Source organism: Shewanella sp. HL-SH8, from assembly GCF_051165765.1.
In the GTDB taxonomy this organism is placed as follows: domain Bacteria; phylum Pseudomonadota; class Gammaproteobacteria; order Enterobacterales; family Shewanellaceae; genus Shewanella; species Shewanella glacialimarina.
The window spans coordinates 2,932,598-2,953,064 of sequence record NZ_CP195039.1 but is presented as its reverse complement, the minus strand read 5'-3'; the positions used below and the strand labels follow the sequence as shown (position 1 = coordinate 2,953,064).

21 protein-coding genes and 3 pseudogenes are annotated in these 20,467 nt (G+C 40.3%); 15 read left to right on the top strand and 9 right to left on the bottom strand.

All coding sequences use genetic code 11. The features are described from left to right. Positions 1–406: 406 nt before the first annotated feature. Entirely contained in the window at positions 407–673 is a 267-nt protein-coding gene (locus ACRWQN_RS13055; RefSeq protein WP_434926472.1) for a hypothetical protein, read from the top strand. 461 nt (positions 674–1,134) lie between these two features. Here the strand turns inward: ACRWQN_RS13055 and ACRWQN_RS13050 are convergent, their stop codons facing one another. Next, a complete protein-coding gene (locus ACRWQN_RS13050; RefSeq protein ID WP_434938181.1) occupies positions 1,135–1,611 on the bottom strand; it encodes a hypothetical protein in 477 nt (158 codons plus the stop codon). Positions 1,612–1,758: 147 nt separating this feature from the next. On the opposite strand from ACRWQN_RS13050, the gene ACRWQN_RS13045 reads away from it, so the two are divergent. After that, positions 1,759–1,950, top strand: a complete 192-nt coding sequence (locus tag ACRWQN_RS13045; RefSeq protein WP_434931663.1) for a DUF3185 family protein — start codon at positions 1,759–1,761, stop codon at positions 1,948–1,950. Between the two features lie 154 nt (positions 1,951–2,104). Here the strand turns inward: ACRWQN_RS13045 and adhE are convergent. Beyond that, positions 2,105–4,735: pseudogene (gene adhE, locus ACRWQN_RS13040) on the bottom strand (bifunctional acetaldehyde-CoA/alcohol dehydrogenase); the annotation flags it as partial. Positions 4,736–5,016: 281 nt separating this feature from the next. Then, complete coding sequence (locus ACRWQN_RS13035) at positions 5,017–6,273, bottom strand: NADH:flavin oxidoreductase/NADH oxidase family protein (RefSeq protein WP_434938180.1); 1,257 nt, start codon at positions 6,271–6,273, stop codon at positions 5,017–5,019. A gap of 232 nt (positions 6,274–6,505) precedes the next feature. Here ACRWQN_RS13035 and ACRWQN_RS13030 point away from each other — a divergent pair, with 232 nt between their 5' ends. From ACRWQN_RS13030 to ACRWQN_RS13020, 3 genes are all read left to right on the top strand, one after another. Then, the gene (locus ACRWQN_RS13030) at positions 6,506–6,862 is read left to right on the top strand and encodes a YibL family ribosome-associated protein (RefSeq protein ID WP_434938178.1); all 357 of its coding nucleotides are present in this window, start codon (positions 6,506–6,508) and stop codon (positions 6,860–6,862) included. Positions 6,863–6,998: 136 nt separating this feature from the next. Beyond that, positions 6,999–7,613 (top strand): GTP cyclohydrolase II, encoded by a 615-nt coding sequence (ribA, locus tag ACRWQN_RS13025; protein WP_434931665.1) that lies wholly within the window; start codon positions 6,999–7,001, stop codon positions 7,611–7,613. Between the two features lie 34 nt (positions 7,614–7,647). Continuing rightward, the gene (locus tag ACRWQN_RS13020; RefSeq protein ID WP_434938177.1) at positions 7,648–8,502 is read left to right on the top strand and encodes a hypothetical protein; all 855 of its coding nucleotides are present in this window, start codon (positions 7,648–7,650) and stop codon (positions 8,500–8,502) included. 36 nt (positions 8,503–8,538) lie between these two features. Here the strand turns inward: ACRWQN_RS13020 and ACRWQN_RS13015 are convergent, their stop codons facing one another. The 6 genes and pseudogenes from ACRWQN_RS13015 to suhB form a co-directional block, all read right to left on the bottom strand. After that, positions 8,539–8,904, bottom strand: a complete 366-nt coding sequence (locus ACRWQN_RS13015; protein ID WP_434938175.1) for a VF530 family DNA-binding protein — start codon at positions 8,902–8,904, stop codon at positions 8,539–8,541. Positions 8,905–8,980: 76 nt separating this feature from the next. Further along, entirely contained in the window at positions 8,981–9,322 is a 342-nt protein-coding gene (locus tag ACRWQN_RS13010) for a replication protein RepA (protein WP_434926465.1), read from the bottom strand. After that, a pseudogene (locus ACRWQN_RS13005) lies at positions 9,309–9,978 on the bottom strand (AAA family ATPase). Before ACRWQN_RS13005 ends, ACRWQN_RS13010 begins: the two are co-directional and overlap by 14 nt. Before the next feature lie 138 nt (positions 9,979–10,116). Beyond that, entirely contained in the window at positions 10,117–10,419 is a 303-nt protein-coding gene (locus tag ACRWQN_RS13000; protein WP_434926464.1) for a PilZ domain-containing protein, read from the bottom strand. 131 nt (positions 10,420–10,550) lie between these two features. After that, on the bottom strand, positions 10,551–10,955 hold the full coding sequence (locus ACRWQN_RS12995; protein WP_434926463.1) for a phosphate-starvation-inducible protein PsiE: 405 nt from the start codon (positions 10,953–10,955) through the stop codon (positions 10,551–10,553). Between the two features lie 179 nt (positions 10,956–11,134). Beyond that, a pseudogene (gene suhB, locus ACRWQN_RS12990) lies at positions 11,135–11,939 on the bottom strand (inositol-1-monophosphatase). Positions 11,940–12,087: 148 nt separating this feature from the next. Here suhB and trmJ point away from each other — a divergent pair. The 10 genes from trmJ to ndk all read left to right on the top strand — a co-directional run bounded on the left by trmJ (position 12,088) and on the right by ndk (position 20,026). Beyond that, positions 12,088–12,807, top strand: a complete 720-nt coding sequence (gene trmJ, locus ACRWQN_RS12985; RefSeq protein ID WP_434926462.1) for a tRNA (cytosine(32)/uridine(32)-2'-O)-methyltransferase TrmJ — start codon at positions 12,088–12,090, stop codon at positions 12,805–12,807. A 19-nt stretch (positions 12,808–12,826) separates the two neighbouring features. Further along, complete coding sequence (gene cysE / locus ACRWQN_RS12980; RefSeq protein WP_434931668.1) at positions 12,827–13,648, top strand: serine O-acetyltransferase; 822 nt, start codon at positions 12,827–12,829, stop codon at positions 13,646–13,648. Between the two features lie 263 nt (positions 13,649–13,911). Further along, positions 13,912–14,370, top strand: a complete 459-nt coding sequence (gene iscR, locus ACRWQN_RS12975; protein WP_226415032.1) for a Fe-S cluster assembly transcriptional regulator IscR — start codon at positions 13,912–13,914, stop codon at positions 14,368–14,370. A gap of 94 nt (positions 14,371–14,464) precedes the next feature. Beyond that, on the top strand, positions 14,465–15,679 hold the full coding sequence (locus tag ACRWQN_RS12970; RefSeq protein ID WP_226415034.1) for an IscS subfamily cysteine desulfurase: 1,215 nt from the start codon (positions 14,465–14,467) through the stop codon (positions 15,677–15,679). A gap of 59 nt (positions 15,680–15,738) precedes the next feature. Further along, a complete protein-coding gene (gene iscU / locus ACRWQN_RS12965) occupies positions 15,739–16,122 on the top strand; it encodes a Fe-S cluster assembly scaffold IscU (RefSeq protein ID WP_434931669.1) in 384 nt (127 codons plus the stop codon). Between the two features lie 15 nt (positions 16,123–16,137). Then, entirely contained in the window at positions 16,138–16,461 is a 324-nt protein-coding gene (iscA, locus tag ACRWQN_RS12960; protein WP_434926461.1) for an iron-sulfur cluster assembly protein IscA, read from the top strand. A 47-nt stretch (positions 16,462–16,508) separates the two neighbouring features. Beyond that, positions 16,509–17,033, top strand: coding sequence for a co-chaperone HscB (gene hscB, locus ACRWQN_RS12955; protein ID WP_434938173.1), 525 nt, complete (start codon positions 16,509–16,511; stop codon positions 17,031–17,033). A gap of 105 nt (positions 17,034–17,138) precedes the next feature. Then, positions 17,139–18,998, top strand: coding sequence for a Fe-S protein assembly chaperone HscA (gene hscA / locus ACRWQN_RS12950; RefSeq protein WP_434938172.1), 1,860 nt, complete (start codon positions 17,139–17,141; stop codon positions 18,996–18,998). Between the two features lie 8 nt (positions 18,999–19,006). Next, positions 19,007–19,342 (top strand): ISC system 2Fe-2S type ferredoxin, encoded by a 336-nt coding sequence (gene fdx, locus ACRWQN_RS12945; protein ID WP_226415044.1) that lies wholly within the window; start codon positions 19,007–19,009, stop codon positions 19,340–19,342. A 252-nt stretch (positions 19,343–19,594) separates the two neighbouring features. Then, positions 19,595–20,026, top strand: a complete 432-nt coding sequence (ndk, locus tag ACRWQN_RS12940; protein ID WP_226415046.1) for a nucleoside-diphosphate kinase — start codon at positions 19,595–19,597, stop codon at positions 20,024–20,026. The last annotated feature ends 441 nt before the right edge of the window (positions 20,027–20,467 follow it).

The following is a 20,467-nucleotide window of genomic DNA, read 5'->3' as shown; positions in this document are numbered from 1 at the left end:
AATAAGTGTAGACTTAAATTTTGCAACAAGAGCAAATAAAACTATTTATATCTATTATTTTACATATCTATTAACGATGAAATTGATTGTCATTAGGTGGGATGTGTGACGTTAATTGATTATTAGAGTCACTTAATTGATGTTCGGTAGTGTTTTTTTGTGCTTATAGCAGGGAATGTTGCTGGTTTACTAGACTTAATCAGCTTAAAAGGTCTATTTGATAGATTGAGGCATTCTAATACAGCTAAAAACTGCTTTTTGAAGTATAATTATTTATTTTGTGCGCAGGCTACAAAACACCCAAGAGGGAAAATTTATAGTTGGCTGTTTTCACTCCGTTCAACACTTTTGCCAACAATAAATTATCCCATTTATTGGGCGTTAACTTTCTAGGAATGACATTTTAATGCAGGATAAAATTAACATCATACAAGATTACCTAAACGAAGCTAGGATCCGCTGTACATACAATGCGGCAGCCAAAGCAATAGGTATCAAACCAGCTGAATTAAAAAAACTACTCGGCGACCGCACTCCTGAAAGCTCTTGGTTTGTAAACACAGGCGCAGGCGAACCAGTAGGTTACGCTGATAGTGAAAAACATCCTGAACTTTACCGTACAAAGCGCATAATTACATCCGCTGAAGTATTAACCCGAAATCTTGAGCTTTAAAAGCAAACCCGTTTTTTGAATACGGTTTACTTTGTGGCTGGACCGCAGCAATGCGGCCCATCTTCACCTTAATCAGCTTTGGCTGTTTCGATGTCATTGCGTTGGTTTTTACTGAGGTGATAACACCTATTAGTAGACAGAAACTGATAACTAATTGATTTTTAGTATTCACAACAAGTGTTTCGATTTATTTATTGTTTTAGCGGTGCTATTTAACCTCAGTTGGGGATAATAAAAGCATATCAAACAGCTCTTTGCAACGCTAACTGCGTTATTTTTTACACATAAAAATTCGTAGTAGAACAGCTATTGACGCGTTAATTCGCGTTGTTATCAGCGCAAAACTCAAGTTTGAGGATAAACACTTGAACTTTGACTATTTAAATATCCTTTATTCAGCTAACCCGAATTGAGAATATTTATTTGAAATTAGTTAAAATATTTATATTATCAAGGTCTTATCAAAAAATACCATTAAGGTCTTCTAACGCATCTATCACCATCCCCGTACCTACACTAATCAAAAGTAAATCGGTTCCTATCCGGACAATCTTTTGCCCTTCTGGAGTGCGACCTAGCTGAGTAGTAAGTGCAATAGGCACGTCATAGTAAATTACATCTTTCGGCAGGTGTTGGCCTTTGTGCCATTTTTTAGCTTGTCCAGGAGGTTGGCAACCATTGTTTTTCTTGCTTAGTCCTGGTGGGCAATGCTTTTCACTTCGAATTGTATCGTAGTAATTTTTAATGACTATCTGACGGTCATGACTAAAATAGCTCAGCGAGACCTGTTCATTATCATTGTTATGCTTTGTTTGGTGTTTTTCAGAGTTTTGTTTGCCGTTATTGGTTTTTGAATCTTTGTCTTTAGCAACACTATGGCCAATCGAAAACACTATAAAGGTGCTAAAAATGATAAGTGGTAGAATTTTCTTGTCCATATAACGTACTCCTTAACGATTAAATAGCCTTTTTCAAGCTATAATGCTTTGCGATTAAAAACCAATATTATTTATAAAGGGCGGACCAAAATAGTCGTATTAATCATTGTTGTCGAGACTAAAATTTTATAAACACTTGGAGTCATAATGAATAAAACAATTCTTGGTATCGTAATCATTGCATTAGGTGTAGCGTTAGCGATTTGGGGTTACAATATTTATGATTCAGCAAGTTCTCAAGTGGTTCGCGCTATAAACGGTGATACACCGATTGAAGCCTGGTTAGGCATGGTGGGAGGGGGCATTGCGGTTTTGATTGGTCTTACCAAGATAAAGTAAAAGTCGTCACTTTAGATTGTTATTAAATGAAGGCGTTAATCTTTTGATTATCGCCTTCATTTGGTTTATTTCAATTTACTTAGCTATTAGCTTCAATACAGCCTCTTTTGTAGATTCACTAACAACTCAGCAATACTTCTTATTATATCCTGTGCTATTTATCTTGGTATGGGGTGCCATAAAAGCTGTCTAGCAAGACTTGTTTAAGTTCACTAATTAACGGGAAACGTGGATTTGCCCCGGTACACTGATCATCAAATGCATGCTCAGCTAACTCATCCAATTTAGCTAAAAAGTCAGCTTCGTTGACTCCGGCAGCTTGAATAGATACCGGTATGCCGATAACTGATTTAAGCTGATCAATTTTAGCAATTAACAGATCAACTTTTTGCTTATCCGTTTTTGCTTTCGTGACACCATCAAGTTTGAGATGCTCTGCAATAGCAGCATAACGGCATAGTGCTTTAGGACGGTCATACTGACTGAATGAGGCCTGTTTAGTCGGCATGTCAGTAGCGTTGAAACGAATAACATTACTGATTAATAAAGCATTGGCTAAGCCATGGGCTAGGTGGAACTCTGCCCCGAGTTTATGCGCCATTGAGTGGCAGATACCTAAAAATGCATTGGCAAAAGCAATACCTGCAATGGTTGCACCATTATGCACTTTCTCTCTTGCAACCGGTGCGTTTGCACCTAGCTCATAGGCTGCTGGAAGATGTTCGCATAGTAAGTCTAATGCTTGAAGGGCCTGGCCATCACTGAACTCGTTAGCCATCACACTCACGTATGCTTCAAGCGCGTGAGTAATCGCGTCAATTCCGCCATACGCAGTGAGTGATTTTGGCATATTCATCACAAGATTAGGGTCAACAATGGCCATGTTGGGCGTGAGTTGATAATCTGCAATTGGGTATTTCATGCCAGTCACTTCGTCAGTCACTACTGCAAATGGTGTCACTTCTGAGCCTGTACCAGAGGTAGTAGGTATCGCGACCATTTGTGCTTTGACGCCAAGTTTAGGGAATTTATAAATACGTTTACGAATATCCATAAAGCGCAGTGCTAAATCGGCGAAATCGACATCAGGATGTTCATACAATACCCAAATGATTTTCGCGGCATCCATAGGTGAACCGCCGCCTAAGGCTATGATGACATCAGGTTGAAAGCTTTGCGCTACTTTAGCACCTTGTTTTACTATCGCCAGTGTCGGATCGGCTTCTACTTCATAGAATACTTCAGTTTCTAGTCCTTGGGCTTTAAGAATCTTAATAGTTTCATCGCAGTAACCGTTATTGAATAAGTATTTATCTGTGATGATAAGCGCGCGTTTCTTGGTTTCTAACTCTTCAAGTGCAATCGGTAAGCAGCCACGGCGGAAATAAATTGATGAAGGAAGTTTATGCCACAACATATTTTCTGCCCTTTTTGCGACTATTTTCTTATTAATTAAATGACTTGGTCCGACGTTTTCTGAGATAGAGTTACCGCCCCAAGAACCACATCCCAAAGTCAGTGAAGGTGCGAGTTTAAAGTTATATAAGTCGCCAATCCCGCCTTGAGATGCAGGAGTGTTGATCAGAATTCGTGCTGTTTTCATTCTAAAACCAAAGGTTTTCACGCGATCGCTTTGGCTGTCTTGGTCTGTATATAAACCTGATGTATGGCCAATACCGCCTAGGGTGACCAGTGCCTCTGCTTTATCCATGGCATCATTAAAATCTACAGCACGGTACATACCTAATAGGGGTGATAGTTTTTCATGGGCAAAAGCTTCTGTATCACTAATTTCAGTAACTTCGCCTATTAATACTTTGGTCCAGCTTGGTACTTTTATTCCTGCCATTGCCGCAATTTTTTCCGCGCTTTGACCAACAATATCAGCGTTTAAATTGCCATTTTTTAGAATAACATCTTGCATCAATAGGGTTTCAGCCACTGACAGCATATACCCGCCGTGAGAGGCAAAACGTTCTTTGACTTGGTCATAGATGCTATCGACCACAATGACTGCTTGCTCTGATGCACATACCACACCGTAGTCAAAGGTTTTAGACATTAATATAGAACTAACAGCACGTTTTATATCTGCGGTTTCATCAATCACAATCGGTGTATTACCTGCTCCTACACCAATAGCAGGTTTGCCAGATGAATAGGCAGCTTTTACCATGCCAGGGCCACCAGTGGCTAAAATGAGATTAATTTTTTCATGGGTCATTAGTTGATTAGATAATGCAACTGAAGGCTCATCAATCCAACCAATAATGTCTTTGGGTGCTCCAGCGGCAATGGCTGCATTTAACACAATTCTAGCCGCTGTTGTGGTCGATTGTTTCGCACGCGGGTGAGGTGAGAAAATAATACCATTGCGAGTTTTAAGGCTAATAAGCGCTTTAAATATTGCGGTAGAGGTTGGGTTGGTTGTTGGCACAATGCCACAGATTATCCCAACGGGTTCGGCAATAGTAATGGTGCCGAAGGTGATATCTTCTGCAATGATGCCACAGGTTTTATCATCTTTATACTTATTATAAATGTATTCAGAGGCGAAATGGTTTTTAATGACTTTATCTTCAAGCAAGCCCATTTGAGTTTCAGTTGCCGCCATTTTCGCTAACAAAATACGTGAATCTGAGGCGGCAAGTGCAGCGGCTCTAAATATTTTATCGACTTGTTGTTGGCTAAAATTGGCATATTCTTTTTGCGCGTAAGCCACTCTGTCGACTAATTGGTTAAGTTGCTCTGTGTTGGTGACTGTCATAATGACTTCCTTTAAAAAATAGTTAAATAAATCAGTTTTAGTTAACCATTCTTTGTGTAATACCTATTAAACTTATGTTGTAAAATTACCTTTTTTTTAGCGCTTTTGTCGTGATCCAGTTCACAGATAAGCTGCTGGTGTAATTTTGTTACGTTTTTAGTTGTGAAACGAAGTTTAAGCGCCACTTGTTATGTGCTGATTTAGATGAAGCTTCCCTTAAATCAGCATAATATTGGCAAAAATCAGGTTAAAGGCTTAATGCATTAACTTGCGTCAATTGACTCAGTTAACTAAGGTGGCTAAAGTTGATTTTTTGTAGCTAAATAGTAAGCCTGTAAATATTTCTTATATTTAGCCGTTCTGCGTTTAGTTTTAATTTGATCCAATATTAAACTCCACAGTGGAGAGTCGTTCATTTTTGGCTTGTTTCCTCGACTCATTCGGCGTAATTGACGCTTAATTATCGCCATTGTAGCAAGTGCTGCGAAGGTTTTATTTTCCCAACTTATTTGTTTAATGGCAACAGACATCTCCGGATTGGTTTGCCACCTATTAATAATGTCAGGCTGATAAGCAAGGGCTGTTGCTAGACCGCATATACTAAAACCTGCATCAATGACTTTTTGCGCAATGGGTAGCCTTTGAATACCACCGGTTAACATTAATGGAATAGGTGAGCGTTTAACCAGTGACTCTGTAAAACTTAAGAAATAGGCTTCGCGTGCTAATGTTCTGTCATCCGCACTTCGCCCCTGCATTGCAGGAGCTTCATAACTTCCGCCCGATAACTCTACTAGGTTTACGTTATACTCTGCTAACCAGTTAATGACTTGCTCTGCATCATCAATATCAAAACCACCCCGTTGAAAATCTGCAGAATTAAGCTTTACTGCCACATCAAAATCATTACCACAGAATTGCCTTACTTGTTTTATTACTTCAATTAATAACTTAGCGCGATTGAGTAAACTTCCACCCCATTCGTCAGTGCGTTGATTGGTTAACGGAGATAAAAATTGCGCTAACAAATAACCATGAGCGGCATGGATTTCTACGCCATCAAAGCCAGCCAACTGAGCTTGATAAGCACTTTGGCCAAACCGTTTAATCACATCTTGTATTTCATCTTCAATCATTGCCTGAGGTATTGAAAATAAATTGGAATGCTTACCTAAGTCTAAGCTGATGGCTGAAGGAGCAATACTTTTACCGCCCAAGGCTTTAAAGACTTGCCTACCTGGGTGATTTAATTGCATCCACACTTTAGTATTATTAGCTTTGGCTATATTTGCCCATTTGATAAAGGGGGCTAAGGGCGTGTCATGCTCAAGGGTAACTCCCCCAGGGCCTGTCATGGCCATTCTGTCTATCATGACATTACCAGTAATAATTAACCCAACGCCGCCTTGGGCCCATTGTTGGTATAACCGAAACAGCTTTTCATCGGGTAGCTGTTGATTATTAGCTAAGTTTTCTTCCATGGCGGCTTTGACAAAACGGTTTTTAAGTATTGTTTGCGGTGTGATTTGAACCGCGCTAAAGAGATCTTGCGACATGATTAAACTCGCCGTTATGAGATTATTAAAATCAGCATAACGGTAAAGTAAGCCTTGAAGCCACTATCACTTGATATTTTCTGTTGAAATTATTCACATACCTGTGATTTTTTTTCGCAAATTAGCAAGGTTTGGGTATATAATTCCCTCCTTAAATTATGATGTGGTTTTATATTGAATAGCGTCTATTCAATCCTTATTGTAATTGTCTGAATAGTTTAAAGGTAAAGTAATGAATTTAAAGCAAGAACTGCAAACTCTTAATGGTAAATTAGATACGTTTCGTCGTAAATTAGCGGCGGCTGAAAAGCGCGGTGACGCAGCTATTATTTTGCAGTTCAAAAAAGAAATCACCGCAATGACTAAACGTATTGCTAACGTTAAAGGCCAACAAACTCGCGAGCTTAATAAAGAAGGCAGTGAAGTGAAGGGTTTAACTTTCAAACGAGAGCTAACCAAAGTCGAGCAAGCGGACATGGGGCAATTAAAAAAGTCGGTGAAAGGCTTAGTGGTTGTTCACCCTATGACTGCATTAGGTCGTGAAATGGGCATTAAGACAGTAACGGGTTTTGCCCCTAGCAAATTCTGATACAGTTTCAATTTTTTGTGTAGTTGATTGCAGCTATAGGTGATGTCGTCAACGACCATTCTTAGGCAAGTAAGTCTCAGGAAATACGGTCTCATATTAGGTCTCAGGGAATGAGTGTTGTTGTAAGGTCTATTTCATGTCTATAAAATATATCGCTACCTCTAAATTACCTACCCCTTGGGGTATATTTGCCATGCACGGTTTTGAAGATACTGAAACTGGCAAAGAGCATGTTGCATTAACTTTCGGTGAGTTAAATGCCGACTCAGCAATTTTAGGGCGTATTCATTCGGAATGTTTAACCGGCGATGCGTTATTTAGTTTGCGCTGTGATTGTGGTTTTCAGTTACAAACCGCGATGCAGAATATTGCCGAGCAGGGTCAAGGCTTTATCTTATACCTACGTCAAGAAGGGCGTGGAATTGGCTTGTTAAATAAAATTCGAGCTTATGAGCTACAAGATGGCGGAGCTAATACTGTTGAAGCTAATGAACGTTTAGGATTTGCAGCTGATATGCGTCAATACGATATGATTAAGCCTATGCTTGAGCAAATCAATGTATCTAAAGTCAGATTAATGACCAATAATCCTCGTAAAGTAAAAGCGATGGAAAACGAAGGCATTGAAGTCGTTGAAAGAGTGCCATTACAAGTAGGCAAAAATCGTTACAATGAAGGCTACTTAAAGACGAAATCCACCGAGCTTGGACATATGATGTCTGAACATCACTTCAATGATAAGCAAGACTAATCAAGTTTTAGTAAAGTTGCCATATTATTCAAATATGGAAAAATATTGCAAAGTCATCACGACTGTTACGGCTTTGCAATACTCTGCTATGTCAGCCGCACAGGATATACCTGAAGCACCTATATCCTCTCCTGATGCCTCACATTATGCTTTTGCAAACTATCTTGGCAGTGGTATTTATCGCACATCAGGTCAAAGTGCTGCTGTAGCAAATATACCTATTTCATTTGCTATCGACCAAGCTGAAGATCATTTAGTTAAGTTACGCTTACCTATATCCTTGGGTTTTTTCGACTATTCATTTAATGATTTACCTGGCGGGCAATTACCCAAAAGCGTCGGTACGATTACCTTCACACCTGGAGTTGAGTACCATTGGTTTGTTGATGAACAATTGACGCTCGAAAGCTATTTAGATATGGGTTATGGCTATAATTTTTCAAATGAAAGTAACGTTGGGATCATGTCTTTTGGTATATCATCACTTTATCAAATTGATATACCTGCTTATTCTCCTACCTGGGTAAATCGACTGTATTTTGCTGGCTATCGCAGCAGTTTAAATGATAGTGCCGAGAGTTATTCTGTTTTACAAAGTGGTCTGGATTTTGGCTTGGGAACGAGCTGGCTTTGGGAGGATATTGAGGTTGAGCCTAGGTTATTCTTTGCCGGTCGCTGGTTCTTCGACAACCTAACTTTTGTGAATCCTGTTGGTGCTGATGTCGTCACTAATCACACCTATGAAGTGGGTGCGACTTTGAAGTTCTCTAAACCGATAGGTTATGATGTCTTTGGCTGGGATGGCTTAAAAATAGACCGGCTAGGTGTGAGTTATCAGGTTGGGGGTGGGCTACAGGTGTGGCGACTTATTTTCGAATTTCCGTTGTAACCCTTTCTACAAAGACTTAATTATTCCAATCTGAGCTTACTTACCCCATATATTTGCATTTACAGGTTTATCATCACGAGTGTTATCAGGCGAAGCAACAGGCATTACCTTTGTGGTGATTTTCTTATGAGTTGATTTTTGGGTCGATGATCTTGAAGGAGCCTCTTGCTCTTTTTTTATCGGCAATGGCAGCTTATTACACCTTAAGTATAGATATTCGACTTTATCGCGCGCCCATGGGGTTTTACGTAAAAAGGTTAAACTGGATTTAACACTAGGATTGTCTTTAAAACAGCGAATGTTGATCCGAAGGGCTAAATCTTCCCAGCCATACTTGTCGACTAAATAAGTAATGATTGTTTCTAATTTAATGCCGTGAAGCGGATTATTTTGCTGAGTCATAATAAAAGTAAGGCCGATAATCAAATGATAGATCAAGATTATACGCTAAAATAGTATCCTACAGGGAGTTTCAATATTACTTTAACTGCTTTTGTTGATCTGTTGTTGATAAATGATAAAAATCGTCAATTAGGATACGCAGCAGTTTTGATTTAGCCACATTATTATTTTTAGACAGTTTGTCTAATTGGGTAATGCTTCTCTCTGTGAGTGTAAAAGTTGCATGTCGATAAATTTTGACACTTTTTTTATCTAGGCCACTTAAAAATGCTTGAGTCGATTGTTGCATCTGTGGATTTTCACCCACAACAGTCTGTTTGCCCAACGCATAGTTATTGGCATCTTCGATAAAGTCGTCAACCGAAACAGACTTTTTCTTTTGCTTCGGCTTTTTACGCTTAAGGTCAGTTAAACTCATAACTATTTTCTGGTGGTATAGCAAATAATTCATCAGCAATTGCACGGATTTCAATTGCAGCTTTACCATCTGGCTCTATTTCCATAACCGATGAGCCGCTTTCTTCACTATCGTCATAAATATTACGGCTAAAAGTAACTGAGTTTAAGGCGCGAAGGTTAAATGATTCGACAACTTCTTTGGCTTCTAAAATACGTTTAAACTGAGTCGGTAAAGAAGGGCACTGGGTCATTACAATTGCTGCTACCATCTTAGGATTGACCATTTTACAGGTGCTTAACATATCTTCCATATGGGGAAGGGTTTTTAAGTCACGGCGTTTTGGTCTTAAGGGAATGACCACATAAGTTGCCACGGACATGGCTGCGCGCATAGCAAGGTTATCTTGGCCACCACAATCAACAATGACGTAGTCAAAGCGCTCATCTAAACTGAGTAAATCATTACGAATTTTACCGTAGAGTTGAATACAGTTAATGGGTGCAAGGCTGGGATCTGTATTACGAGCGTGGATCCAATCGGATGTGGTGCGTTGTGGGTCACAATCTACCATCAACACATTAGCAGCGAATTTTTGAGTAATATAAACGGCAAGGTTCTGTGCTAAACAGCTTTTGCCACTGCCTCCTTTTTTCACCGCCTACGAGCAGTATCATACTCTTCTCCCATTGTGGTTTCTTAACAATATAAGTGTCATCTATGTAACTTAATAATTTGAGTATAGAACATGTTTTTCACTCTGGGTAAATACCTATAACACTTTGCCCTAATGGAACACGACTGGAAGGTCGTTGTTAAAGTAATTGCAACGCAATGTGATAGCTGTGCGGTGAACTTTGACTACAGCGACATACCTGCCCCTTAATGGTATTTTGTTTATCGCTACCGGGATTGAATGTGAGTGCGATTAATTGCCCCAATTCAAAAGCCTGACGGTAATCAAATAATACGCCTTTGCGAGCCAAGTCAATACAAACACCATCATCTTCATTACTTTCACCAGCTTTATTAATCCAATGTAACTTGATCCGCTCTGCTTCCATATCTACGCGCAATGAAGTACGTTTTTCATCAAAACCTGTCGGCTCTTGGTCCATTTTTATTTCTCCTTAAGTGGATTCGATTCTTTAGTTTTAGCATATTGGCTTTTTTAAGCAATACCAAACGGTTATTAAAAACAAAAACGCCAAACAAAATGCTTGGCGTTTTAGTGTTAAGTGACTTCACGTTAATTGTCGTAGTCTTGATTTCTGGGATAAGGCATTTTTAATTGCCCCCAGCGGATCACGATCACCGTAGCTGCTAATAGTATGGTTGAAAATGATATAGCTAAAATACGCCAGTCATCCATGCCTTTCATATCTAAAATAAGGTATCGTGCTAAGGCAACAATGGCAATATACAGCGGCATACGGATAGGTAACTTACCTGACTCGATGTAATTGACCACCATGGCCAAGACTTCAAGATAGATAAATAATAATAACAGATCGGCAAGCTCGACTGTTCTAATGGCGAACATATGCATTATCTCTTCGCCAATAGCAAAAGTAGTGGCCAAAGCAATAATGAAAAGAACGACATATTCGATCGATTTTAAAGATTGTATGCTGGCATGTTTTATTCTGTGCATGTTATCTCTGTTATTTTGTAGTGAAATCTTGATGGTATTATTCCGTAAAGTAAGCCGCTTGCCCAGCGATCTTAATCACAGACACAAAAAAACCGCTAATTAAATTAGCGGTTTCAATATTTTAGCGAGTATTATGACGAGTGCGAGTAATCGTTTCTATTATTACTCGCAGTCGATAACTAACGCTTTAACGCTTCATTAAGTAAAGGGCGCATAATTTTAACTAGTTGAGTGGTTACTTTTGGAGTGCCAGCAACAATGTTACCCGAAATCAGGTAATTATGACCGCCAGTGAAATCAGTAACCGTACCGCCAGCTTCACGACAAATTAGGTCGCCAGCAGCTATGTCCCAAGGTTTTAAACCAATTTCGAAAAATCCGTCTAGACGGCCTGCAGCAACATAAGCTAAATCTAAAGCTGCTGAACCTGTACGAGCGCAGATCTGCACATTGCGGAAATACATCTGCTAAAATTTTCATATAGGTTTCAGTATGCTGACGAGCTTTGAATGGGAAACCTGTACCTATAATGGTACTGTCCAATTCACCGACACTGGTAACACGCATGCGGAAGTCGTTAACTTTTGCGCCTTTACCACGAACAGCTGAGAACAGCTCTTCACGAACAGGATCATAAATAACCGCGACTTCTGTCACGCCTTTATATTGAAGGGCAATTGAAACAGCAAAATGAGGAATACCACGAACGAAATTGTTGGTGCCATCCAAAGGATCTACTATCCAGACATAATCTTTACTTTCGCCACGGTTTTCACCGTCTTCTTCACCAATGATCGTGTGATCAGGGTAAGATTTACGAATCTGATATGTAATAGTTGCTTCTGCTTCCTTGTCTACACTCGTAACAAAGTCATTAATTCCTTTGGTACTTACCTCAACACGGTCGAGTTCAGTATAGGCGCGCATAATTGTTTGGCCAGCAGCGCGGGCAGCGCGTGTGGCAATAGTCATCATCGGATGCATAGCAATCCCCTGGATTTTAAAGAACGAATAAAACAGCGGCCGCATTATACCTTATTCAATAGTTATATCAAATGCAGATTTTCATATAACGTTATAAACAGGGCTTGTGGTAACATATGGCCAATATTTTTTGAATTAAAGTGGTGTCATGTTAAGTAATATTCGTGTTGTGCTTGTGGGCACGTCTCACCCTGGAAACATTGGTTCGACCGCCCGTGCAATGAAAACCATGGGTTTATCTAATTTATACCTTGCTGAGCCAAGAGTAGAGCCTGATGGCCAATCTATTGCACTGGCGGCAGGTGCATCTGATATTTTAAAAAATCTCACCACAGTTGACTCATTGGATGAGGCTATTGCTGGTTGTAGCTTAGTTATTGCGACAAGTGCACGTAGCCGTACATTAGATTGGCCAATGCTTGACCCACGCCAAGCTGGCGAAAAATTATCGCTTGAAAGTATTAAAGGCCCGGTTGCCATTGTATTTGGACGTGAGAATCATGGGCTTAGTAATGAAGAATTACAAAAGTGTAATTATCATGTGTTTATCCCTGCTAACCCAGAATACAGTTCATTAAATTTAGCCCAAGCCGTACAGATTATTTGTTATGAAACTCGTGTGGCGCATTTGGCTTTGGGTGAGCAGCCTGCTCCAGAGGAGGAATATCCTCTGGCTGAAGATTTAGAACGTTTCTTTGTACATTTAGAATCTACCTTATCAGAGACTGGCTTTGTGATTAAGAACCATCCTGGTAATGTGATGACCAAACTTCGCCGTTTATACAGCCGTGCTCGAATCGAAGCGCAAGAAATGAATATTTTACGGGGTATTTTAACCTCGATAGATAAAAAGATAGATAAAAAATAGTGGTGATAAGGGAGTTCACATGGGCGTGAGATCAAGATTAAAAGAAGATATAGAATCTATTTATCACCGTGATCCTGCAGCAAACAGCACGATTGAAATTTTACTCAATTATCCTGGCATGCATGCAATTTGGTTACATAGGATTAGTCATAAGTTTTGGCGAGGCAATTGGCGGTTAACTGCGCGTTGCTTGTCGACGTTTTCCCGCTGGCTAACCGGGGTTGAAATTCACCCAGGAGCGACCTTAGGGAGACGTTTTTTTATTGATCATGGCATGGGTGTGGTGATCGGTGAAACGGCTGAAATTGGTGACGATTGTACTTTATATCATTCGGTTACTCTCGGTGGAACAACCTGGCAGGCGGGTAAACGCCATCCTACATTAGGTAATAATGTGGTCATTGGTGCTGGGGCTAAAATATTAGGTCCAATTACTATGCATGATGGTGCTCGAGTCGGCTCTAACTCAGTGGTGGTTAAAGATGTTGAGGCCGACAATACTGTTGTGGGTATTCCGGGAAGAGTTGTCTCTTCACCAAGCACGCAGTCAAAAGAAAAAGCTGAACGTCGTACTGAGATGGCTAAAAAATATGGCTTTGATGCCTATGCTGTGTCGCCGGACAATCCTGACCCTGTCGCCAATGCGATTGGCCAGATGCTTGATCATATGCATCTAATGGATTCTAAAGTACAGGAGCTTTGTCAAGCCGTTCAAACTATGGGTGGAGAAGTGTGCACTGAAAAGTTACCTCAATTGAATGTAGGTGACTTTGACGAAGCCGAAAAAGCGGCCGCCAAAAACCGAAAACGTGAATTGACAGAGTTTGATCCAAGCATATAAGTAAACTTTATAAGCTGTAGTTAATATAAAGCTTAAAAAGTGTTAAATGCCTATCGTGATTAAAAAATAATGCCAATAGAGGAATAAATTCCCCTATTGGCATTGAATTTTAAGCTATAAAAAGGTTAAATACCTCGGCTGAAATCAAGCTGTTTTAGCACTTCCTTACTTTAATACCTGAGTAAATTAGTAGGATTAATACTTGACTAAATTACTCGGGTATGATGAAATTACTGCATACTTTTTGGGAGCAGTAGCAAGTTATGAAACTTACATCAAAAGGTCGCTACGCAGTCACAGCTATGCTGGATGTTGCGATTCATTCTGGAACAGGGCCTGTTCCTTTAGCAGATATATCTGAAAGGCAGGGCATTTCGTTGTCTTACCTTGAACAACTTTTTGCTAAGTTAAGAAAGCACGGTCTGGTGTCAAGTGTACGCGGACCCGGTGGCGGATACCGTTTAGGCCTAGAGGCTGATGCCATTTCCGTTGGCATGGTTGTCCATGCAGTTGATGAATCTGTTGATGCCACTCGCTGCCAAGGACAAGGGAATTGCCAAAGTGGCACCCGCTGTCTTACCCACTCTCTATGGGGTGATTTAAGCAAACAAATTTCAGAGTTTTTAAATGGTATTTCACTTGCTGGTCTGATGAACAAAAGAGACGTGCAATTTATCTCTATTAAGCAAGATAAAATCCAGAAGGAACACCGTGTTTTATAACTGGTAGTTATTAAACACAGTGTTGATTTAAATATAATTATTATTTGTACGTTGTATGTAGACTCAACAGAGAATACTAAGTACGGAGTGTGTTATGAAACTTCCTATCTATCTAGATTATGCCGCAACAACCCCTGTCGATAAGCGTGTCGCAGAGAAAATGGTTCAACATATGACTATGGACGGAGTGTTTGGTAATCCAGCATCTCGATCTCATCGTTATGGTTGGCAAGCTGAAGAGGCAATCGATATTGCCCGTAATCAAGTTGCTGATCTGATTAATGCTGACCATCGTGAAATCGTATTCACATCGGGTGCAACAGAATCATCTAACCTTGCGATTAAAGGTATTGCCCACTTCTATCATAAGAAGGGTAAGCATATTATTACCAGTAAAACTGAGCATAAAGCCACGTTAGACACGTGTCGCCAGTTAGAACGTGAAGGCTATGAAGTCACTTATTTAGAGCCTGAAGCCAATGGGATTATTCCTTTGACTCGTCTTGAGGCTGCAATGCGCGATGACACTATTCTTGTCAGCATTATGCACATTAATAATGAAATCGGCGTGATACAAGATATCAACGCAATCGGTGAACTTTGTCGTGCTAAAGGTATTTTCTTCCACATGGATGCAGCACAAAGTGCAGGTAAAATACCGCTTGATGTACAGCAAACAAAAGTGGATTTGATTTCAATATCAGGCCATAAAATGTATGGGCCTAAAGGTATCGGTGCGTTGTACGTTCGCCGTAAACCTCGTATCCGTTTAGAGTCTCAAATGCACGGTGGCGGCCATGAACGTGGTATGCGAAGTGGTACATTAGCAACTCACCAAATTGTAGGGTTAGGTGAAGCGTCTGTTATTGCAAAGCAAGACATGCAAGAAGATACAGCGCGAATTCGTCGTCTACGTGACAAGCTTTGGGCTGGCATTAATCACATTGAAGAAACCTATATCAATGGCGATGCTGAGCAAGGCTTCTGTGGTATTTTTAACGTTAGCTTCAACTTTGTTGAAGGTGAATCGTTAATGATGGCACTAAAAGATTTAGCGGTTTCGTCCGGTTCAGCTTGTACATCCGCAAGTTTAGAACCTAGCTATGTGCTTCGTGCACTGGGCTTAAATGATGAAATGGCGCACAGTTCAATTCGTTTCTCTATTGGTCGTTTTACTACCGATGAAGAAATTGATCATGCAATTAATGTAATCACTGAATCTATCGATAAGTTACGTGAAATGTCTCCACTTTGGGAGATGTTTAAAGATGGTATCGATTTGAACCAAGTTCAATGGGCACATCACTAATTGGGTTATCTCACCAATTAATACCAACTGATAAATGACAGAGATTTTGGAGCAGTATCATGGCTTATAGCGAAAAAGTAATCGACCATTATGAAAATCCACGTAACGTGGGTTCATTTGACAAGAACGACCCTTCAGTAGTAACCGGTATGGTTGGCGCGCCAGCTTGTGGTGACGTGATGAAGCTGCAACTTAAAATTAATGCCGAGGGCATTATTGAAGATGCTAAATTCAAAACCTACGGTTGTGGTAGTGCAATTGCTTCTAGCTCGCTGGTAACAGAGTGGGTTAAAGGTAAAACGGTTGACCAGGCTGGAAGCATCAAAAATGCTGATATTGCCGCTGAATTAGCGTTACCACCAGTGAAAATTCATTGCTCTATTTTAGCAGAAGATGCTATCAAAGCGGCAATTGAAGAGTACAAGTCGAAGCAGTCTAAGTAATACCTGGAGTTAAAGATGGCAATTTCAATGACCCCAGCTGCGGCTGACAGAGTAAGATCATTTCTTGCTAATCGCGGAAATGGCCTCGGCTTACGCCTTGGGTTGAGAACATCTGGCTGTTCAGGAATGGCTTATGTGCTTGAGTTTGTAGATGAGCTTAATGACGATGATGAGTTATACACTATTGATGGTGTTAATATCATCATCGACGCCAAAAGCTTTATCTATTTGCAGGGCATCGAGTTAGACTTTATTAAAGAGGGCCTCAATGAGGGGTTCCAATTTAATAATCCTAACGCCAAAGGTGAGTGTGGTTGCGGTGAAAGCTTTACCGTGTAAATGATCACTTCACTGTGTTTTAAACATGCAAGTATGAATGTTATTAAATGAATTACTTCGAATTGTTTGACCTCGCTCTATCCTTCGATATTGACACCGCTACACTTGCAGAGCGCTACCGCGATCTGCAACGGGCGGTGCACCCCGATAAGTTTGCCAATGATACAGAACAGCAAAAACTACTGTCTGTTCAGCGTACTGCGCAAGTCAATGATGGTTATCAAACCCTAAAAAGTCCACTCAGACGTGCAGAGCACATGTTAAGCTTGCGCGGCATTGAGCTAAGTCATGAAACGACGACCATTAAAGATACGGGTTTTTTAATGCAGCAAATGGAATGGCGAGAGATGTTAGAAGACATCAACGACTCAGCTGATCCAAATGCTATTATTGACGCCTTATACGATTCTTTTGCAACTTATGAAAAGTCATTATTCTCTTTATTGAGCCAGCAGCTAATAAAAGCTGATGAGAATGATAATAAGCAAGCGGCAGATCAAATTCGTAAATTAAAATTTATGGCAAAATTACACGATGAACTCGCACGTATCGAAGATGCATTGCTTGATTAAGCTAAGGCAATATTTTTCCTTAGATTACAAGCTGTCACTTATCGACTTCGCCCGGTAATTTTTTTGATAAGCCCTGTGGCTTATCTACAACAAAGTTGGAACACTATGGCACTGTTGCAAATTGCAGAACCTGGACAAAGCGCTGCGCCGCATCAACATCGTTTAGCTGTCGGTATTGATCTAGGTACCACTAATTCACTGGTCGCGGCAGTCAGAAGCGGCCAAGCAAGCACATTACTCGATGAGCAAGGTCACCATTCTTTGCCATCTGTGGTTCATTACGGTAAAGATAATATTTTAGTGGGCCGTGAGGCTCAAGCACAGTCAGCGATTGACCCACAAAATACTATTGTGTCGGTTAAGCGCTTTATGGGCCGCAGCCTACAAGATATTCAAAATCGCGATGCTCAGCATGCTTATCAGTTTGAGGCAAGCGAGAATGGGTTACCTGTGTTTGTTACTCAGCAAGCTAAAGTTAATCCTATTCAAGTGTCCGCTGAAATTTTAAAACCTTTGATAAAACGTGCTGAAAAAACCTTAGGCGGTGAATTACAGGGCGTAGTGATTACGGTTCCGGCTTATTTTGACGATGCACAACGTCAAGGGACCAAAGATGCCGCAGAGCTGTTAGGGGTAAAGGTACTGCGTTTACTTAATGAACCTACAGCAGCCGCTATCGCTTACGGTTTAGACTCTAAACAAGAAGGTGTGATTGCCATATATGATTTAGGTGGCGGCACATTCGATATCTCTATTCTGCGCTTAAATCGTGGTGTATTTGAAGTACTCGCTACCGGTGGTGATTCTGCATTAGGTGGTGATGATTTTGATCATCTTTTAGTTGAACACTTTAAGCAATCCTGGCAATTAACCACATTGACAGCACAAGAGTCTCGCCGACTATTGATTGAAGCTCGTCGAGTCAAAGAAGCGCTAACAGATAATCAAAACGTGACCGCGAATTTGTCGTACGATGATAAACAACTTGATTTAATTGTTACTAGAGCTGAATTTGACACTTTAATTGCTGCGTTAGTTAAAAAGACTATTGGTAGTTGTCGTCGCACATTACGTGATGCGGGTGTGACTACCGATGAAGTGATTGAAACCGTTATGGTTGGCGGTTCTACACGTGTGCCTTTGGTGCGTGAGCAGGTTGAAGTTTTTTTTAATAAAACGCCGTTAACCTCAATCGATCCTGATCGAGTTGTCGCTATTGGCGCCGCAATTCAAGCTGACATTTTAGTCGGTAACAAGCCTGAGTCAGACTTATTATTGTTAGATGTTATTCCGTTATCCCTAGGCATTGAAACCATGGGCGGTCTGGTAGAGAAAGTGGTTACCCGTAATACCACCATTCCTGTTGCGCGAGCTCAAGAGTTTACCACCTTTAAAGATGGTCAGACTGCTATGGCATTTCATGTCGTGCAGGGCGAACGTGAATTAGTTGATGATTGCCGCTCTTTAGCGCGTTTTACCTTGCAAGGTATTCCTGCTTTAGCCGCAGGCGCTGCGCATATTCGAGTGACATTTCAAGTCGATGCAGATGGCTTGCTGAATGTCACCGCAATGGAAAAGTCTAGCGGAGTACAAACGAGCATTCAGGTTAAGCCATCATTTGGTTTATCTGATACAGAAATTGCTACAATGCTTAAAGATTCTATGAAGCATGCTAAAGAGGATATTACTCGCCGTATGCTTGCAGAACAAAAAGTTGAAGCTGCTAGAGTTATTGAATCGTTAAATGCTGCATTACAAAAAGACGGTGATTTACTCGAAGCCAATGTGCGTTTACAGCTACAAACTGCTATTGAGTTATTAGCTGCTACCGCAGAAAAAGATGATGTTGATGCGATTGAAAAAGCCATCAACGATTTAGATGCCCAAACCCAAGATTTTGCGGCAAGACGTATGGATAACTCGATAAAAGCGGCGTTTAAGGGCCGTTCTGTCGACAATATATAGGTGAGAACATGCCACAATTAGTTTTTTTACCCCATAGTGAGTTATGTCCTGATGGTGCAGTGCTTGAAGCTGAAGTCGGTGAGACCATTTTAAACGTAGCTTTACGCAATGGTATTCATATTGAGCATGCTTGCGAAAAGTCATGTGCATGTACTACATGTCATGTGGTTGTGCGTGAAGGCTTTAATCAGCTTGAAGCAAGTGATGAGCTTGAGGATGACATGTTAGACAAAGCTTGGGGACTAGAGCCTGAGAGCCGTTTATCTTGCCAGGCTAAAGTGGTTGCATGTGACATGGTGATTGATATCCCTAAATACACCGTTAATATGGTGAGTGAAGGCTAAGCCAGTCATTGACTATTTTAGCCGTATTAAAAAGGCAATAACCTAGAGGGTTATTGCCTTTTTTGTGTTTGATTAATACCGCTAGTTTTTACCACTAGATATTCACGCCTGGTTATCGCCGCTGTATGGTTAAAAATGCGTCCATAAAGAAGCAATTTTCACCTAAAACACCACTTATGCTATGCATACAATATTAAATTACGTATAATCCGCGCGAATTTTATAAACTTGCTCACATTAAGGAAGCTAGTTATGGCGATCGAACGCACATTTTCTATAATCAAACCAGATGCAGTTGCTAACAACCACATCGGTGCTATTTATAATCGTTTTGAATCAGCAGGTCTTAAGATCGTTGCTTCTAAAATGGTTCACTTATCTAAAGAACAAGCTGAAGGTTTCTACGCTGAACATAGCGCACGTCCTTTCTTTGGTGCTTTAGTTTCTTTCATGACTTCTGGTCCGGTAATGGTTCAAGTGTTAGAAGGCGAAAACGCTGTTCTAGCTAACCGTGAAATCATGGGCGCAACTAATCCTGCTGAAGCTGCTCGTGGCACGCTACGTGGCGACTATGCTGCTAGCATAGATGAAAACGCAGTTCACGGTTCTGATGCACTTGAATCAGCAGCTCGTGAAATTGCTTACTTCTTTAGCGCTGATCAAGTGTGCCCACGCACTCGTTAATCTTTGCTAAGAAATGAGAAGGCGCCTAGGCGCCTTTTTTATTGCCCTAAATTTGAGATCCAACCTATTAACGCTATCCATTGTACTGTGCCCGATGTCATTACATTTAGTATTTTATAGCAGTAAAAATATCGTATTTTACTAGCTTATTAATTGTATTTTTAGCTTGTTGTTTGTATGAAGATTACCTAAGGGTAAAGAATTGTCACGATATAAGCTGTTATATCAGCTGTTATATAAGCAGTGGAATTGTTAACGAATTTAGCAAACTAATAATGTTAATTTATTTGAGTGTATTTTATATACAATATTTTCAATAGATAAACTTTTAATAACAACCTTATTAAAGTGAGTTTTATCACAATGTTGGCAATAAAAAAGTAATTGCCTATCAGTTTATGTATTTATTTCATTAATTCAGTCTATTTAACAATCACTTGA

Bases quoted from the DNA above. Each gene is read 5' to 3' on its own strand.
- ACRWQN_RS13055 (WP_434926472.1), top strand. From the start codon at position 407: ATGCAGGATAAAATTAACATCATACAAGATTACCTAAACGAAGCTAGG.
- ACRWQN_RS13050 (WP_434938181.1), bottom strand. From the start codon at position 1,611: ATGGACAAGAAAATTCTACCACTTATCATTTTTAGCACCTTTATAGTG.
- ACRWQN_RS13045 (WP_434931663.1), top strand. From the start codon at position 1,759: ATGAATAAAACAATTCTTGGTATCGTAATCATTGCATTAGGTGTAGCG.
- ACRWQN_RS13035 (WP_434938180.1), bottom strand. From the start codon at position 6,273: ATGTCGCAAGATCTCTTTAGCGCGGTTCAAATCACACCGCAAACAATA.
- ACRWQN_RS13030 (WP_434938178.1), top strand. From the start codon at position 6,506: ATGAATTTAAAGCAAGAACTGCAAACTCTTAATGGTAAATTAGATACG.
- ribA (WP_434931665.1), top strand. From the start codon at position 6,999: ATGTCTATAAAATATATCGCTACCTCTAAATTACCTACCCCTTGGGGT.
- ACRWQN_RS13020 (WP_434938177.1), top strand. From the start codon at position 7,648: ATGGAAAAATATTGCAAAGTCATCACGACTGTTACGGCTTTGCAATAC.
- ACRWQN_RS13015 (WP_434938175.1), bottom strand. From the start codon at position 8,904: ATGACTCAGCAAAATAATCCGCTTCACGGCATTAAATTAGAAACAATC.
- ACRWQN_RS13010 (WP_434926465.1), bottom strand. From the start codon at position 9,322: ATGAGTTTAACTGACCTTAAGCGTAAAAAGCCGAAGCAAAAGAAAAAG.
- ACRWQN_RS13000 (WP_434926464.1), bottom strand. From the start codon at position 10,419: ATGGACCAAGAGCCGACAGGTTTTGATGAAAAACGTACTTCATTGCGC.
- ACRWQN_RS12995 (WP_434926463.1), bottom strand. From the start codon at position 10,955: ATGCACAGAATAAAACATGCCAGCATACAATCTTTAAAATCGATCGAA.
- trmJ (WP_434926462.1), top strand. From the start codon at position 12,088: ATGTTAAGTAATATTCGTGTTGTGCTTGTGGGCACGTCTCACCCTGGA.
- cysE (WP_434931668.1), top strand. From the start codon at position 12,827: ATGGGCGTGAGATCAAGATTAAAAGAAGATATAGAATCTATTTATCAC.
- iscR (WP_226415032.1), top strand. From the start codon at position 13,912: ATGAAACTTACATCAAAAGGTCGCTACGCAGTCACAGCTATGCTGGAT.
- ACRWQN_RS12970 (WP_226415034.1), top strand. From the start codon at position 14,465: ATGAAACTTCCTATCTATCTAGATTATGCCGCAACAACCCCTGTCGAT.
- iscU (WP_434931669.1), top strand. From the start codon at position 15,739: ATGGCTTATAGCGAAAAAGTAATCGACCATTATGAAAATCCACGTAAC.
- iscA (WP_434926461.1), top strand. From the start codon at position 16,138: ATGGCAATTTCAATGACCCCAGCTGCGGCTGACAGAGTAAGATCATTT.
- hscB (WP_434938173.1), top strand. From the start codon at position 16,509: ATGAATTACTTCGAATTGTTTGACCTCGCTCTATCCTTCGATATTGAC.
- hscA (WP_434938172.1), top strand. From the start codon at position 17,139: ATGGCACTGTTGCAAATTGCAGAACCTGGACAAAGCGCTGCGCCGCAT.
- fdx (WP_226415044.1), top strand. From the start codon at position 19,007: ATGCCACAATTAGTTTTTTTACCCCATAGTGAGTTATGTCCTGATGGT.
- ndk (WP_226415046.1), top strand. From the start codon at position 19,595: ATGGCGATCGAACGCACATTTTCTATAATCAAACCAGATGCAGTTGCT.